At 46.7% G+C, this 15,708-nt stretch carries 15 protein-coding genes; 6 read left to right on the plus strand and 9 right to left on the minus strand.

Going from position 1 to position 15,708, the window contains the following annotated elements; all coding sequences use genetic code 11:
- Window positions 1-6 precede the first annotated feature (6 nt).
- The 8 genes from L0M98_RS00445 to L0M98_RS00480 form a co-directional block, all read right to left on the minus strand.
- Complete coding sequence (locus L0M98_RS00445; protein ID WP_004291422.1) at window positions 7-1,242, minus strand: site-specific integrase; 1,236 nt, start codon at window positions 1,240-1,242, stop codon at window positions 7-9.
- Between the two features lie 404 nt (window positions 1,243-1,646).
- The gene (locus L0M98_RS00450; RefSeq protein ID WP_099292203.1) at window positions 1,647-2,543 is read right to left on the minus strand and encodes a hypothetical protein; all 897 of its coding nucleotides are present in this window, start codon (window positions 2,541-2,543) and stop codon (window positions 1,647-1,649) included.
- A gap of 27 nt (window positions 2,544-2,570) precedes the next feature.
- Window positions 2,571-3,794, minus strand: a complete 1,224-nt coding sequence (locus L0M98_RS00455; protein ID WP_227214573.1) for an OprO/OprP family phosphate-selective porin — start codon at window positions 3,792-3,794, stop codon at window positions 2,571-2,573.
- A 15-nt stretch (window positions 3,795-3,809) separates the two neighbouring features.
- Window positions 3,810-5,342 carry a M14 family zinc carboxypeptidase gene (locus L0M98_RS00460; RefSeq protein WP_227214574.1) on the minus strand — a complete coding sequence of 511 codons (1,533 nt, stop codon included), beginning with the start codon at window positions 5,340-5,342 and terminating at the stop codon, window positions 3,810-3,812.
- A 21-nt stretch (window positions 5,343-5,363) separates the two neighbouring features.
- Entirely contained in the window at window positions 5,364-6,710 is a 1,347-nt protein-coding gene (locus L0M98_RS00465; RefSeq protein ID WP_227214575.1) for a porin, read from the minus strand.
- Window positions 6,711-6,724: 14 nt separating this feature from the next.
- Entirely contained in the window at window positions 6,725-7,876 is a 1,152-nt protein-coding gene (iadA, locus tag L0M98_RS00470; protein ID WP_227214576.1) for a beta-aspartyl-peptidase, read from the minus strand.
- Window positions 7,877-7,879: 3 nt separating this feature from the next.
- Window positions 7,880-9,253 carry a C4-dicarboxylate transporter DcuC gene (dcuC, locus tag L0M98_RS00475; protein ID WP_099292208.1) on the minus strand — a complete coding sequence of 458 codons (1,374 nt, stop codon included), beginning with the start codon at window positions 9,251-9,253 and terminating at the stop codon, window positions 7,880-7,882.
- 4 nt (window positions 9,254-9,257) lie between these two features.
- Complete coding sequence (locus L0M98_RS00480) at window positions 9,258-10,664, minus strand: hypothetical protein (protein WP_227214577.1); 1,407 nt, start codon at window positions 10,662-10,664, stop codon at window positions 9,258-9,260.
- A 239-nt stretch (window positions 10,665-10,903) separates the two neighbouring features.
- On the opposite strand from L0M98_RS00480, the gene L0M98_RS00485 reads away from it, so the two are divergent.
- The 4 genes from L0M98_RS00485 (at window position 10,904) to L0M98_RS00500 (ending at window position 14,015) form a co-directional block, all read left to right on the plus strand.
- Window positions 10,904-11,716: a DUF1573 domain-containing protein gene (locus tag L0M98_RS00485; RefSeq protein WP_227214578.1), complete on the plus strand. Its 813-nt coding sequence runs from the start codon at window positions 10,904-10,906 to the stop codon at window positions 11,714-11,716.
- A gap of 396 nt (window positions 11,717-12,112) precedes the next feature.
- Complete coding sequence (locus L0M98_RS00490) at window positions 12,113-13,237, plus strand: DEAD/DEAH box helicase (RefSeq protein WP_227214579.1); 1,125 nt, start codon at window positions 12,113-12,115, stop codon at window positions 13,235-13,237.
- Between the two features lie 22 nt (window positions 13,238-13,259).
- The gene (locus L0M98_RS00495) at window positions 13,260-13,703 is read left to right on the plus strand and encodes a cold-shock protein (protein ID WP_176555055.1); all 444 of its coding nucleotides are present in this window, start codon (window positions 13,260-13,262) and stop codon (window positions 13,701-13,703) included.
- Between the two features lie 36 nt (window positions 13,704-13,739).
- A complete protein-coding gene (locus tag L0M98_RS00500; RefSeq protein ID WP_099292214.1) occupies window positions 13,740-14,015 on the plus strand; it encodes an RNA recognition motif domain-containing protein in 276 nt (91 codons plus the stop codon).
- Window positions 14,016-14,209: 194 nt separating this feature from the next.
- On the opposite strand, the gene L0M98_RS00505 is transcribed toward L0M98_RS00500, so the two are convergent.
- Window positions 14,210-14,395, minus strand: a complete 186-nt coding sequence (locus L0M98_RS00505; protein ID WP_227214580.1) for a hypothetical protein — start codon at window positions 14,393-14,395, stop codon at window positions 14,210-14,212.
- Between the two features lie 133 nt (window positions 14,396-14,528).
- Between L0M98_RS00505 and L0M98_RS00510 the strand changes: the two genes are divergently transcribed.
- Both L0M98_RS00510 and L0M98_RS00515 read left to right on the plus strand, forming a co-directional pair.
- Entirely contained in the window at window positions 14,529-15,311 is a 783-nt protein-coding gene (locus L0M98_RS00510) for a HipA family kinase (protein ID WP_227214581.1), read from the plus strand.
- A complete protein-coding gene (locus tag L0M98_RS00515; protein ID WP_227214582.1) occupies window positions 15,289-15,672 on the plus strand; it encodes a DUF3037 domain-containing protein in 384 nt (127 codons plus the stop codon). The genes L0M98_RS00510 and L0M98_RS00515 overlap by 23 nt, the downstream gene beginning before the upstream one ends.
- Window positions 15,673-15,708 lie beyond the last annotated feature (36 nt).

Here is a 15,708-nt window from a genome sequence, read left to right on the forward strand (position 1 = left end):
TTCTTTTTAGATGGTGCAACCTGCAAATTCCTCGACGCCGTTCAATCTTGCGGCAAGGTTCTCCATGTCCTGATTGAGCTTCTCTTTGGTTATCTTTGCGTAAATCTGCGTCGTCTTTATGCTCTTGTGTCCGAGCATGGAGCTGACCGTTTCGATGGGAACACCGTTGGAGAGGAATATCGTCGTGGCTGCCGTGTGGCGGCTCTGATGCCACGTGATATGCTTGGTGATGCCGCAACGCTTGGCGACGGCACGGATACCGGCAAGGCACGTGTTATAATGCGGAACGGGAAATATCCTGCCGTCCCCGCACAGTCCCCGGTATTTGCCGATTATGCGGTTGGCGATGTCGAGCAGGCGGATGTTGGACACCACGCCCGTTTTCTGGCGGTTGATGTTTATCCACTCGTGTTCGTCGAAGTAGGTGCGGATATTCTCTTCCGTAAGGTTGCGCATATCCGCGAACGACAGCCCCGTGAAGGCGCAGAACAGGTAGAGGTCGCGGTACAATTCCTGTTTGGCGTTTTTCAGTTTCCCCTCCATCAGCAGGCGGATCTCATCTTTGGTCAGGAAACTGCGTGTTGTTTCCTCCTTCTTGATTTCATACTCGCGGAACGGGTCGCGCGTCAGCCACTCGTTGTTGATGGCGATGAATACCATCGTCCGTAACGGGCAGACGTACAGCCACACGGTATTGGTGCAGCAGTGCTTGTCCGTGCGCAGGAACATCTCGAAGTCGGAGATGAAAGCCGGGGTAAGCTCTTTTAGGGCGATGTCCTTCACATGGTAGCGGATGTCGAGGAACTCTTGCATGTGCTTGTAAACGGTGCGGTACTTCAGCAGCGTGCCTTTGGCTTTCATGCCTGCCTCCACCTGCTTCTCGTAGTCCTCGTTGTGCTGGCGGAACACCTGCATCAGCGTGTGGTAGCGGTGTTCCAGTCCGAGAAAGGCGTTCTTCACCTTCTCCGCCGTGACGAAGTTGTCACGCTCCATGATTTCCTGATAATGCCTGTTGATGCGTACCCGCATCTTGTCAAGCATACGGTTCGTTTCGAGTGCCGCCGTGCTTCTGCCCGTGACACGTCCACCTTTGGTGTCCCACAGTTTCGGATCGACAGTCAGTTTGCAGCTGAACTGTGTCTGGCTGCCGTCCACCGTGATGCGTCCCATGACGGGAACTGTCCCGTCCTTTTTCACTACCTGACGCTTGAGGTAGTAGATTACTGAAAATGTACTCTTCATTGTCCTTAATTTTTGGGTTTCAAAATTAGTTGGTGAAGAGTCCGGTGTTGGTACGCAAAACGGGGAGGAACGGCGCAATCTTTTTCCGTAACCTGATTTTTCGCATGAGTTATGGATAACTCACTATTCCTTAGAGCCTTGTTTCGCTATTCGTACCCGTTTGTCGCATTTTCGGGCATGGTTACGAACAAGTAACGTAGCGGCGTCAGGATTTGGCTTCGGCAGGGATTGTAATGGCTTCACGGATTATCGCCACTTCAACCAAAACCCTTGTAACTCAATTCTATCACTATATCTTTCCGCATTTCACTTTTTTGTAGTAACTTTGCATTACAATATTACTACAATTTGAGGAAGCAAACAAATATTTATTTTTTATATAGTTATAGAAATTAACGATGAGTTTATAAACCCAAGTAATCCGCCGTTTCCACCATCATTGCCTCAAAATCGTGTGCCACACCTTTCACGATGACTCTTTTCCAGTTGAAAATCATCGAGTTGGTTTGGCTGATTTGTTGGCTTTCGCTGTAATAGTGTTCCCCGCGGGCGTAACGGTACAGACCTTGCGCATCGGCTTCCGGCGTGTGGCGTAAAGAACTGTCGTTCGGGTCGGTATCTTGATCCCCTAATGCCACGATCAAGTTGGAGCCGAATAAATGTGTTAGGGTAGACAGATCGGAGAAACCGGAGTTTTTCAACCCGTAAGGGTACTCTATTCTCGTGTCGGGCACCGTGTACCAACCGGAATTTGCTGCTATGGCTTTGTTCAGGTGCGTGTTTTGTTTGAAAGTGACGAAACGATGCACGAATTGAGCTCCCGCGGAATGACCGAACATGTTGTATTGCACGGATTGATTGCCCGTTTCTGATTTCACGTGATCGAAAATGGCTTCAATCACCGAGTATGACCATTGTTCTTCCGGAAGTGCCTTGTTGTTCTTGAACATATTTCCCTCTATGTATTCGCTCGTGGAATAATGATTCTGGGGAAATTCCAAGGCAATGGCAATTACTTTCCGGTCTTTGAAATGTTTCACCCAAGCATCCAGATAGTCATTGGCATTTCTGGACGTCCCCGGCAAAATAAACACGATCGGCATTGCCTTGATATCGCCTTCCGGGATGTAGAAATGTAAATTTATCGGTTTGTCCTTCAACGGTTCGTAGCCCGTGTAGGTCACGATTCCCCGTCCTGTCCCCAGTTGATTCAGAATGGGATCGTCCACGTCGCTTTTCCATTCACAGCTAGTGAGTGTAAAGCCGAAAAGCAACAGTAATATAGATATTCTTAAATTCATAAAGCGTTTCTGATTATTATTTGTGATTTAGAAGATGATTTGTAACGATAATTCTGCGCTTAATTTCTCGTTTGAAGTTTTCAGGTTCGGGTTTTTCCAGTAACTGAAAGAGCCTTGACACATCAAGCGGTTGTCAATGAGATATTTGGCAACACTCACGGCGTATTCATCGGTTTCAAGTAATACGGATTTAGCGGTTTCCTTAAATTCCGGTTTTACTTTGCTGTAACGGGCGTCGAATGCCCAGCCGTTTTTCAAGATATAACCCACTTGTACGTTGTACCCGTTTCCGATGCTCAAGTAGTTGGCAATCTCTTCCGGCTGGAGGGGAAGATCACCCGTTGATTTGGTGTAAATACCTTTCAAGTCGGTAGCCGAGGAGTTCACGTATTCGGCCATCACGCTCAGGCCTTGCCATTTAAATAACAAGTCGGCTGCAATCTTGCGGAGTGCCGGGAATCGTGTATCCCCGTCCTTGTCGTAGAGGATAAAATCACCATGGCCTTCACCTGCGCTGTTGCTTGCCCCGTCATTGTAGCTCATGGCTCCACCGATCAATAATTTCGGGGTGGCTTCCCGCGCGAAGTCAGCACCCACGCCGTCGTTGCCCGGTTTGAATTCACCGAGGGGAAGTACGTCCAGACGTCCCCCGTATTTTAAACCGCCCATGTCCGCGTCAACAGAACTGGAGCCGAACGAGTTTCTCCCGTCGCCTGTGGTGATGGCGATAGAGGGTTTCAAGCCTACATTCCCGATATGGAATTTGCTTTCGAAGAAAAGTCCGAGTTCGCGTCCCGTACCCGAAAAATATTGACTCACGATGCTCCGTTCCGCCATGCTCAATCCTTTCTCGTGCATCATCATCTCCCGGTTGTTGGTGAATGTCTGTTTCTGTCCGGCGGTAATCGTGAGGTAGTCTTTATAATTGTAGGCTGCCCACGCGTCCATCAACGGGTTGGAATCTGCGAAATTGACTTCCAGCATAAAAGTGAACTTGTTGTATAAAGCGCCTCCTTTAAACCCGAAGAAAGCGTTCTTCACGCCGAAAACCGATTCGTCCTCGCCGTCTTTCTGGTTGCGGTAAGCCCCGTAAACTTGAATAAATCCGTTCAAGTTGAAGTGGTACTCGCCATTGTTTAAATTGATATCCAATCCTTTGCCCAATTCAAATTTGGCCGTGTTTTTATTATCTTGTGCAACAACTGTGGTTGCTGATAATAATGTTATGATAGCTATAAATAATGTTTTCATATTGCTGTAATTCCCTTATTTTTCACTGTTCATTTTCCGGTAGACCGGTAATTCCTCTCCTTGTTTTGTTTCGTAAACCCGGTAATTGATAAAACCGTTCGGTGCTTCCGGTTCGAGTACCGATGCCGCCACGTTACCGTTCTTCTGATTCATGGGAATCACGAACGATCCGGTGGGGAAGGTCACGGTTTTGGCGGCGACACTTGTTTTCACTTTCACGGGATAGAATTTCTCGAATAACGAGTATTCCGCTTTGTGCGACTCTACCGTGTATGCTTCCACCTCGACGGTTGCCGGGGCGGTTAGGGTTTCGACCGTTACCCCCAGTTGTTTCAGTTTTTGAGTGATCTCCGGGTGGGAAGCGGTAATATAATAGGCTTCCGGGCGTTTCCGGGTGAGGGTAGGGGTGGACTCCAACGACAGGTTGGCGTTTACTTCCAGTTCCACGATTTCATTCGTGTTCATGCTGATGAACGGAAGCACGTAATCATCTACCGTTTTGGCTTTACTGGTGACCACGATATCGTTTTTAGAGCGGGCAGCCTCCGCCGTGATATTCATTACCTCGTCGAAGTTGTCATATGCCGTTTTCAAGTACGATTCGGCTAGCGTGAAAGCGGTGTTGATTCTGCGTTTCAAGGATGTCTTACCGATTTTCACGCCCCGTAATTCCATTAATATAGCCACGGAATTACCCAGAGAGAAAGCATTGGCTGTTGAACGGGGATTGATACCGCCCACGTTGAATACCACTTCCCCGAATTTCTTCGAGGTTGTGAAATAGTCGTGATGGCGAAGTCCCTTGGAGTCAAGTGCTTCACGAGCGTTTCCGACGAATTTGCCCGCCGTGAGGTTGCGCAACTCTTCGGGCACGTTGAGGTTGCCCGTGTAGAGGAACATGGCATCGAACGAGTTGGTGATGTTATCCGTGCTGATTAGCGTGTAGTCGGCACGTAGGGGTTGGAACTCGTGGAAGTCGATCACGACTTGCGGGTTGTAGGTGTTGTAAAATGCCCGTAGAACCACGGCTTCCGGTGTAGCGAGTTTGCTTTGATCCCGGTTCAGGTCCAGCGTGTTGGCGGTTACCCGTTCCAGATGACTGCCCCCGTCGATATTGACCATGGGGATGATCGTGATTTCCAGACGTTGCAACAGGTATGCCAGTTCCGGATCGTTCAACAGGCGTTCCATCGTGTAGAGCATGCTCTCCGTGCTGCCCGGTTCATCGCCGTGTACCCGTCCGAGGAATAATACTCTCATCTTGGTATTTTTGGTCTTCCCGGATATGGTGACGGCGGGGATCTCTTTACCTTTCTGTGTTTTCCCGATAAAGTTCAGCGTCGCTTTGTCGGGATGTCGCGTAACGAGTTGACGGATGTATGTCATCATCTCGTTGTATGTCGTGAATTTCCGTCCTTTCTGGAACCACGGTGTCTGAATATCCATCTCGGGGTCAGGGAAGAATTTTTTGGCAACTTTGGCAGGTTGTTGTGCCCAAAGTGAACCGACCTGCACGAGAATCAATAATGTCAATAAGTATCTTATCATCGTATTCATCTTTTGCTGTTATTAGAATGAGAACTGGATCATAGCTTGAAAGAGCGTTTCGTTGCCCTTGGTCACGACACTATTCACGTTTTTACTACCCGGTTCGGCATCCACGAATACGACGGAAGCCTGTACTTTCACGGCGTATGATTTCGTCAGGTATTTGCCGAGTCCGATTTCGTAAAAGTTGTTCCGGTTGAAGTATAGTTCGTTATGCAGGAACGAATCTTTTGCCGGATCGAAATGCGTGTACCGGGCATCGATCGACAGGCGGCAGGGGAACATATACCCGGCTTGGATATTGTACCCGGAACCCAGCATCATGCGTCCCTTCACGTATTTTTCCATATCTCCGCTGAAGTCGGTCGAGGTTGTCCCGTCGTTTCTCACCCGTTGCGTGATTTCACTTGGCACGTGCGCCCATGTTTTCACGAACTCGCCCAGCATGGAGAATCCCATGTATTTGAAATGGAAGTCTGCCACGAATTTGATGTAATCCGGTAATGCTTCTTTGTTCTCGTCGTTCAAGTAGAGGATAGAACCGCTTTCCCGACCTCTCCGGTCACTGATGCCGACATTGTAACTGAATGCCGTACCGATGGAAAGTTTCGGGACTACTTCTCTTACCATGTCCCCGCCACGGCTCTCCCCGTAAGCCCGGAATAGCCCGAAAGGCAGGTAATTGACACGAGCCCCGTATTTGAATCCCCCGTGACGGCGGGTAAAGGTAGCGCTACCATCGCCGTCCGTGATGGCAATCGAGGGACGGATGTAACCCGTGTGTCCGACACGGAAAGAACCGTCCACGAAAATACCCACTTCCCGGATGGAACCGAAATAAGAGGATAGTTTACTGCGGTCGACCAATTGTAGCGTGTTTGAAGTCATTCCCAATTCCCGGTTATCCGTCGGGGTGGACTTTTGTCCGAAAGTCAAGGTTAGTCCTTTCACGGGTTTGTAAGAAATAAAGGCATCCAGTAGCATCCCGCTTAATTCGCCGTCGCCGCCATTGGCTTGAGCGAAGTCTGTCTGTAAACGGTAGCTGATTTTACCACCCCAAGCGTCACCGGATAAGCGAAGACGTAAACGTCGCATCCGGAAACGGGAATAGAATTTATCGTCACCCTCGTATTTGCGGGTTTCAAAGGAAGTTTGAATAAATCCCCGTAGGTTGATGTTGTATCCCCCGTCCGGTGCGGAGAACGTGATTCCGTCACCCGGACGGTATTTATTCACGATGATTTTAGCTGCATCGGAATCTGCCGTTACGGCTTCCGAGTCGTCGTCTTCCGTTTCGTTCTCTTGGGAGAGAGCGGGAAAACAGAACCCCAGCATAAACAGCATAAATATGAACTTATATTTTTTCATCTTTTCGTTTCAAGTTAAAGCGTTTCGAAATTTCCAACCTTTACCAACTGTCCCCGGCGCATCCATTCCACACCACCTGCGATCACGCCTTGCAGGTTCAGTTCGTTGTCGAATAAACAGAAATCGGCGTCACAATCCGGGGCTATGCGTCCCTTCGCGCGCAAGGTCATGTTCTTTGCCGGATTGGTCGTTACCGGGCGGAGAGCCTCTTCTAACGGTAGTCCACCTTCTTTCACCAGTTTCTGCACTTGTTGCAGGTTCAAGTGCAAGGGGGCTTTGTAGAACACGAGTTCGCCCGTTTCCGGATCTTTCTTGCTCATTCCTGCGTTGCCGTCGCTGCTGAAAGTCATGCGGTCGATAGGTACTCCTTTTTCCAGACCGTGCAACAGAATCTTGTAGGGTTCATCGTATTTGGTGCCTCCCGTGGTGATATCAATCATTCCTCCCAGAAGGGCAAACTCGACGGCTTCCTCGAATAAGGCTGCCGTTCTGCCCACGTGAGTGGGAGAGATGTGTTTTACCAGCGTGGGATATTCCCGTGCGATTTCCAACAGGAGTTGCATACGGGAAGGTAACGCTCCCAAGTGGATATGTAAAACTCCTCCCTTGCCGGAAGTCAGACCACCTGTGTGTACTTGATTGATCAGGCGCAGTAGCTCCTCCTTGGTCGGGAATGAACACCGTTCATCGCTAATGGCTACCTTGCAACCGATGATTTTGTCAATAAACAACATATCCTCTGCCACGCTGTTCATGATCGTTTTTGGGGGTACGGCGAAATAACTCGTGAGCATATATGCCCCGATACCGTACTGTTCCAGTGACTTGCATTTGGCGTAGAGAGTGGTCAATTCTTTCGTGATACCGTCGGTACCCAGCAGACCTACTACCGTGGTGGTTCCACAGCGAATCAGTTCGCTCGGTTGTACTTCGGGGGTGATGGAGAAATAACCGCTTTTGCCGCCTGCACCGATAATATGCATGTGTTGATCGATAAAACCGGGGGTCACGATCATGCCCCCGGCATCGATCTTCGAGTGGCTCACACTCGTCAACTCGATCTTCTCATCCACCATGATTATTTTCCCGTTACACACGAGAAGATCTTTTATCCCCAGTTTTTCCGGGGCGTATATATTCGCGTTTCTTATAATTGTAATATTCATACCTTATCCGATTAAGAAGTGATATGCCAGCATGACTATCATGGTAACCGATAGCGGAATCAGGTTCCGGCGGGCAAGGTCGAAGGACGATACCCCGGCGATTTCCGATATGGCGATGATAACCCCGGCGATTGGTGATGCTGCGCGCCCCATGCTGGAGGCAAGCTGCATCGGTAATATCATGTTCACCCCATCCAATCCTACTTTGGTTGCGATGGAAGGAACCAGCGGTCCGAACGAGAAAAATGATGCGTTACCGCTGCCCATCAACATGGAAGCTGCGAAGATGAGCAGTGTCATCAATATGGCTATGGCTGCCCCGGAGAACCCGATGTGCTGCGAGAGCATCACCAGCGAATCGATAAAGCCGAGGCTGATCAATCCTCTGGAGAAGACTTCGGCGGCCACGATCAACGTGATTACGCTGGCGAAGACTTTTCCCATGCCGTCCCAGAACGTTTTGATGGAAGCGAATACATTCTTGAGGTTCTTTTGCCGGATCAGCTCGAAGATGATAGCGATAAAGAATGACATGAACATAGCTGTCGTCGTGTCGAGTTCTACCGAGAAGTTGAACAATTGAATGTATTTCGAGAACACGATCAACAGGATCAACGGCAATACCGGAAGAATGGCGTAAATCAGAGGTACATCTACCTTGAAATCTTCCCGTTTGGGTTCTTCGGGTTGTTTGTGCAATGCGTCTTTCCTGTCGTAATACCGGTTACTGAAGTAATACACTACCATGAGCAGTATCGTCATAGGGATGGTCAGCGGCATCTGGTGTTCGATAAAGTACATCACGTTATTCATCCCCACGAGTTCCGATGCTCTGGCTGTATTTGCCGAGGCGGGCCCCATGTCGAATACCGTGCATGCCGAGATTACCGATACGGCAGACAGTTTGCTGACACCCAGACTCACGAGAACCGGGTAGATGGAAGCTACCAGCAGTAGTCCCAGCCCCGTCGCCGAGGGAGTGCAGATAAACAGCAGTTGCCCGATAGGTATCACCAGTGATGCGGCGAGATAGGGGTACTTCCGGAAAATAGACAGCGGCTGCATGGAAACGTACACGAGGGCATCGCTTGCCTTGATGTGCTTCATGTAAGCCACGAATCCTCCGATGGTCATAATCATCAATCCCACTCCCGCACCTTTCTCGCTGAAAATCTCCTGTATCACTTTGAAGAGATCGAACTCTTTCAGTCCGGTAGCGTTCTTCAGTTCGGGAATATCGAACCCCAGCAGCAATGCTAAGGTCAACATCGCCAAACCGCTGAAAAGCAGTACCGCCTGCGCGTGATATTTCTTGAACAGCCAGTAGGCAGTCAGGGCAATGAATTGAATTGAAATAAGTGCTCCTATGTAAATCATGGTGTTATTTTTTGATACTGTCGATGACCGTGTTCTTATTGCCTTCGGCTGCAACATTGTCGTAAACTTCAGAGGAAACGACAAAGGGAACTCCCGGGTTTTTACTTAAGTCAATGACAGTCAATTTCGTGTTTTTACTTAAATCCAAGTCATTCAATAAATGACCGCTTAATAAAATGGTGGTTAATGCTGTGTTCTGTGTTAAGTCGAGATTGGAAAGTTTGCTGTTTTCCGGGGCATCTTTACTTGAACTAGCCCCGTAACGCAGGTATTCTAACTTCGTATTTTTGGTTAAATCCAAACTGCCGATCCAGTTAGCGTTCAAATCCAGATAAGTGAGGTTCACGAGTTTTGTGATATCTAAAGAGGTAACTTGATTGGAAACCAGTTTCAACGAGGTGATTCCCGTGAAATATTCGATACCGCTCAAGTCGGTTAATTTGGTTTCTGCCGTTTCAAGTCCGGCCTCCGTGAGTTCGGTAATAGCGCTTTTGCTTTTGGTCAGATCCAGTTCTCCCGTGTAGGCGGCGGCTTTTGTCTTGTCAATTTTATACGTTCCGTTTTCTTCTGCCACGATACCCTGATCTTTTAAACGGTAGTGCAAAAATTCGCCGAAGGCTTTATCCGGAATCGTGTAGTAATCCCCTTCTCCCGGGATTTCCGCTTCTTTGCTCGGCTGTAATCCGGTCGCCGTATTCAATCTGTCGTACACTTCTTGCGGTATGTACAAAGTATTGCTGTTACCTTTAAAGTTTACTCCCCGTAGTTTCGTGTTCTGTGACAGGTCGATATTTTCCAACTCGTGATTTGTCATGGATATCGTGTCTAATTCCACGTTGTGAGTAAGATCAATCTCGATAAGTTTGCTGTTTTCCGGGGCAGATGCGCTGCTACTGGCGTTATATAAAAGTGTTTTTAATTTCGTGTTTTGCGACAAATCCAACGAACCTATCCAGTTGTTGTTCAAATTCAATAAGGTTAGATTCACAGACTTGCTCAAATTGATGGATGTCAACTCGTTTGACGTGAGGATTAATGACGTGGCTCCCGGAAAATACTGGATGCCGTCCAAGTCTTTGATTTTCTCTTTAGCTGTCGTCAGTCCGGCTGTTTCCAGTTTCGTCATGGAACTGTTACTCTTGTTGAGGTTGATCTCTCCCGTGTAGCCTTGGGATTCAACCGTGTCGATCACGTAGGAGATAACGGCGTTCCCGCTCTCGTTGGATACTTGGGAATAAACTCCGCCAACCTTCAGGTATTTTAGATATTCCCCGAAAGCATTGTCTTTGATGGCATAAAGATTCGTCCCGTCACCGGGACCTGTTTCTGTTAATGACACGTCATCCGTCGTGCACGCTTGAAAGGCGAACAACATCGAAATAAGTGCAATGAATAAATTCTTTGTTTTCATGGTGGATTAAAATTTATAATTAAAGATTTTGCTTCATTTTACTGCAACAAATTTATCTTGGAGGGATAAACAGAACAGTAAATAATCCACTAACGAAACCATTAATTACTACTTTTCTCTGATTAATTATGCTGTTTTCGAGGCAAAAATACGTTTTCTCCACAAAATTTGGAGAATGCCCGGACGAAATTAAGATTTTAATAGTAGCTTTGAAATTCATAAACGATTTATGATTTGTCATGAGAAATTTTTATTGGATTTTTATATTGTCTTTGGGGGGGTGTGCCTGTTCCGGGAAGAAAGTTCCGGAAGGGTTTATTTACCCCTTGGGCGATCTGTTGTTCAATAAAGAGAATATTGCTTTAGGTACGACTTATGTCGGGCGGGAGTACACGGATACCGTCATGGTATATAACCCCAAGAGTAAGGCTGTTCGATTGGAAGGCTTTAATAATTTCCCTGAGTTGACTTGTCGGAAAATAGGAGGGAGCGTTCAAGATTGGCGTTTGGGAGGATATGATATTGCTTCCGGTGAGATAGATACTTTGATTATCACTTTCCGACCGGAAAATGAAATGTTGTTGGGTGAATATTATAATGTTCTCCGTTTTTTGGTTGATGGAGAAGTGGATTATTCTTTCGGCGTTGTTGCCGAAGCTGAAGTAAAGGAGAATTTTAACGAGTGGAGCGAGGAAGAAAAAGCCAAAGCTCCCCGAATAGAGGTTGATTCTTTGGAATATGATTTCGGAACGCTAAAGGAAGGTGAAGAAAAATCGATCATCATCCCTATTCGTAACACAGGCAGCGGTAGCCTTCTGCTCCGCAAAATCGAAACCACCTGCGGTTGTACCGCCGTCGTCCTCGGGCAACGCGTCATTCTCCCCGGCAAATCCACTCAACTTGACGTCGTTTTCCACTCCGCCGGAAGAATCGGCAAACAACGCAAACAAATTACGCTCTACTGCAACGATCCCCGCCGCCCCATCCTCCAATTCATAATCAAAGGTGAAGTGCGCAGGGCAAACGCGTCAAAACGCTTTTCGCCCTTTTAGTTAAAAGTTTATAAAGTCTATAAAGTTCATAAGGTTTATGGACCCTAGCGGGCGCTTTGTCCACGGCAGCATGGCTGCCGGTAAACCTTGTCCGAAGGACGCCCGTTACTTTATGAACTTTATAAACTTTAGGAGCTGAAAGCTCAACTTTATGAACCGGGCGAAAAGCGTTTTGACGCGTTTGCCCTAGTGAAGTGCGGGAGTGAGTTGGATTGTTAAATTATTTTTCGTATCTTTGCAGAACAAACAATCGAGTTCATATTGTATCTTTTAGAGCTGTGCTTTGCTCTGTCGTATTCAGGCAGGTCTTTTCATCGTCAAAATTGACTTCAAAATCAACTTATTTGTTTTAAATTTTTAATTAGACAGAGCTAGCTGTAAAGTAGCAGATATTTTATGACATTTAGAGAATTGAATATTTCGGAGCCGATATTGAAGGCTTTGGTAAATAAGAAATATGAAACGCCGACTCCCATTCAGGAACAGGCGATACCGGTCGCATTGGAGGGGCGTGATTTATTAGGTTTGGCACAAACGGGAACGGGTAAAACCGCAGCGTTCGCTATTCCCATTATTCAACAGCTTGATCAACAGATGCCCAAGAACCGGAAAAGGGAGATTCAGGCATTAATCCTTACCCCGACACGAGAATTGGCAATCCAGATAGATGAGTGTTTTCGTGATTATGCCCAATACACGAGTGTACGCCACACGGTAATATTCGGGGGAGTAAATCAACGATCACAAGTAGAACAACTTCAATCCGGGGTGGATGTTCTGGTGGCAACGCCGGGGCGTTTGCTGGATTTGATTAATCAAAAATACATTTCCCTTAGCCATATCCGTCACTTCGTCTTGGATGAAGTAGACCGGATGCTCGATATGGGTTTTGTACACGATATAAAACGATTGTTGCCTATGCTACCGAAACAAAAGCAGTGTCTTTTCTTTTCGGCAACCATGCCCGTGACAATTGCTAACCTATCCAAATCAATTCTGTACAAACCCGTTAGAATAGAGGTGGCACCCGTGTCGTCGGTCGTCGATACCATCCACCAGAGATTGTATTTCGTGGAAAAATCTCAAAAGAGCAAATTGCTTGTCGAGATTCTGGCAAAGGAAAAGAAAAAGACGGTTTTGGTCTTTTCAAGAACCAAACACGGGGCGGATAGAATTGCCCGGGTGCTGAACAAGCAGGGCATAGGCTGTGAGGCTATTCATGGTGATAAGACTCAAAACGCCAGGCAGCGTGCACTCTCGAATTTTAAATCGGGTAAAACTCGCGTGATTATTGCCACGGACATTGCCGCAAGGGGAATAGATATTGCCAATCTGGAGATTGTGATTAATTACGATTTGCCTGATATGGCGGAAACTTACGTGCACCGGATCGGACGTACCGGGCGTGCCGGGAATAGCGGGACTGCTCTGACGTTCTGTTCACAGGAAGAAAGTATCATGCTTAAAAATATACAGAAACTGACAGGAAAAGAATTGAACGCGGTATCTGTCTCCGCATAAATATAACTATAATAATTTATAAATGCCTATGGCGATATCGTTTAGTAAAAGAGAATTAGAAAAGAAGAAACAGAGTAAGAAACTGGAAAAACAGAAACGCAAAGAGGAGCGTAAAGCAAATGCCGGTAACGGATCTTTTGAGGATATGATCGCTTATGTCGATGAAAATGGTCTTATTACCGATACCCCTCCTGATATGAATAACAAACAGGAGATTAATATAGAAGACATTGCTGTCTCTACATTAAAGAAAGAGGAAACCGAAGAAACCGTGTTGAGAGGTCGGGTGGAATATTTTAACGAGGACAGGGGATTCGGTTTTATCAAGGATGTCAATAGTACGGAAAAATATTTTTTCTATATTACCAGCGTCCAAAACCCTATTGTTGAAGGAAATATGGTTACTTTTGAGTTGGAACGCGGTCGTAAAGGCATGAATGCCGTGAGAATCGCTCTTGCAAGTTAAAGGATAACCCATTATCAATAATTAAATACCTAAATGATGAACATCTATGTATCCAATTTAAGCTATAGCACGACGAGTGAAAGCTTACAAGAATTATTTTCAGCGTATGGTAGTGTAACTTCTGCCTACATTATTACAGACCGCGAAACTAAAAGGTCACGTGGTTTCGGGTTTGTTGAAATGGCGAATGAGCCGGAGGCTCAAGAGGCTATTGCTAAATTGAATGAAACGGAATTTGAAGGAAAGACAATTAGCGTAACCGTTGCACGTCCCCGTGTTGAAAGAAGCGGCGGGAACAATCGGAGATATTAAAAAACAAGAAAGGGGTAAAAGTCATTTTAGCTTCTTCCCGTCTACGCCGTACCCCCTCTATAAACAGAGGGGAAGCTTGGTTACTCGCCGTTTTTGGAAAGATTCACCAGCTCCTCCTCTGTTTATAGAGGAGGTGGCTGCGAAGCAGACGGAGGAGTTTTTGAAGAAAAGGGGTTTTTACCCCTTTCTTGTTTTTAATTCATATCCTCTTTTCCCATCTTCAGGAAACGCCATACCTCTCCGGAATCCAACCATTCGGTTGCCGGGGTGTAAGTGTAATGTTCCAGTTTTTCCAGCAACAAGTTGACTTTGTCTATCAATGTTCTGCTGTTTTTCAACAATAGACTCATGTTTTCGTCTGTCATACTTTTTTCTTTCATATCTTTTGTTTTTTAATTTGTACATACAATATTACTGCTTAAATAAAAAAAGTTAATAGAGTATTTCGAGTGAAATCTCCGGTAAAATTGTCGTTTATTTATATCTTTGTTTTTGCTAAAATAAAGGAACGATATGGAGTTACGGACTGCAAATGTTACGAGGTATATCATGCCCTTGCGTGAAGGCGGCTCTTTGCCGGCATTGGCGGAAGCGGATGATGAATTCAAATACGTGGTGAAATTCCGGGGTGCAGGTCACGGGGCAAAAGCTTTGATCGCTGAACTGATCGGGGGAGAGGTGGCTCGTGCTTTGGGATTACGGGTGCCCGAGATCGTGTTTCTTCAACTGGACGAAGCATTCGGGCAGGCGGAAGGCGACGAGGAGATACAGGATTTGCTGAAAGCGAGCCGGGGGTTAAACTTGGGGCTTCATTTCTTGTCGGGGGCATTAGGGTTCGATCCCACGGTGAATATAATTGATCCCGAATTGGCATCGAAAATTGTTTGGTTGGATGCCTTGCTCACGAATATCGACCGCACGATACGAAATACCAATTTGTTGATGTGGCACAAGGAACTTTGGTTGATAGACCACGGTTCATCACTTTATTTTCATTACTCGTGGGTGAATTGGGAAAAACACGTCTTGAGTCCTTTCGGGCAGGTAAAAGATCATGTCTTGTTGCCTCGGGCGAGCCGGTTGGTGGAAGTGGATGCCGGACTGAAAGCCTTGCTCACGCCGGAAAAAATACGGGAGATTGTCCATTTGATTCCCGACGAATGGTTGAATTGGGAAGATTTCGGCGTATTGCCTTCGGAGATTAAAGATACTTACGTGCGTTTCCTTGTGGAGCGGGTAGCAAATTCGGAAATATTTATAAAAGAAGCTCAACATGCCAGAGAAATACTTGTATGAATATGCGGTCATCCGGGTTGTGCCCCGGGTGGAACGGGAAGAATTTGTGAACGTGGGAATCATTTTGTTTTCCAAACGGAAAAAATACCTCAAGGCAAAATATATCCTGCACGAGGATAAATTGAGAACGCTTTTTCCGGAGGCGGAGGTTGAGGTGATAGAAAATAATCTGCGTGTTTTCGATCGTATCTGTTCCGGTGCGAAAGAGGGCGGTCCTATTGCCGAATTTGAAATTCCCGAACGTTTCCGTTGGCTTACCGCCGTCCGGAGTACTTCAATACAGACCTCCCGTCCTCATCCCGGTTTCTCTGCCGACCTTGACGTGACGTTCGAGAAACTGTTTCGGGAATTAGTGTTGTGATTTTTGTTATAAAAATGCAAACAAATTTGTTTGCAT

Origin of the sequence: Butyricimonas sp. DFI.6.44, from assembly GCF_022132345.1 — a bacterium.
Taxonomy (GTDB): Bacteria; Bacteroidota; Bacteroidia; order Bacteroidales; family Marinifilaceae; genus Butyricimonas; species Butyricimonas muris.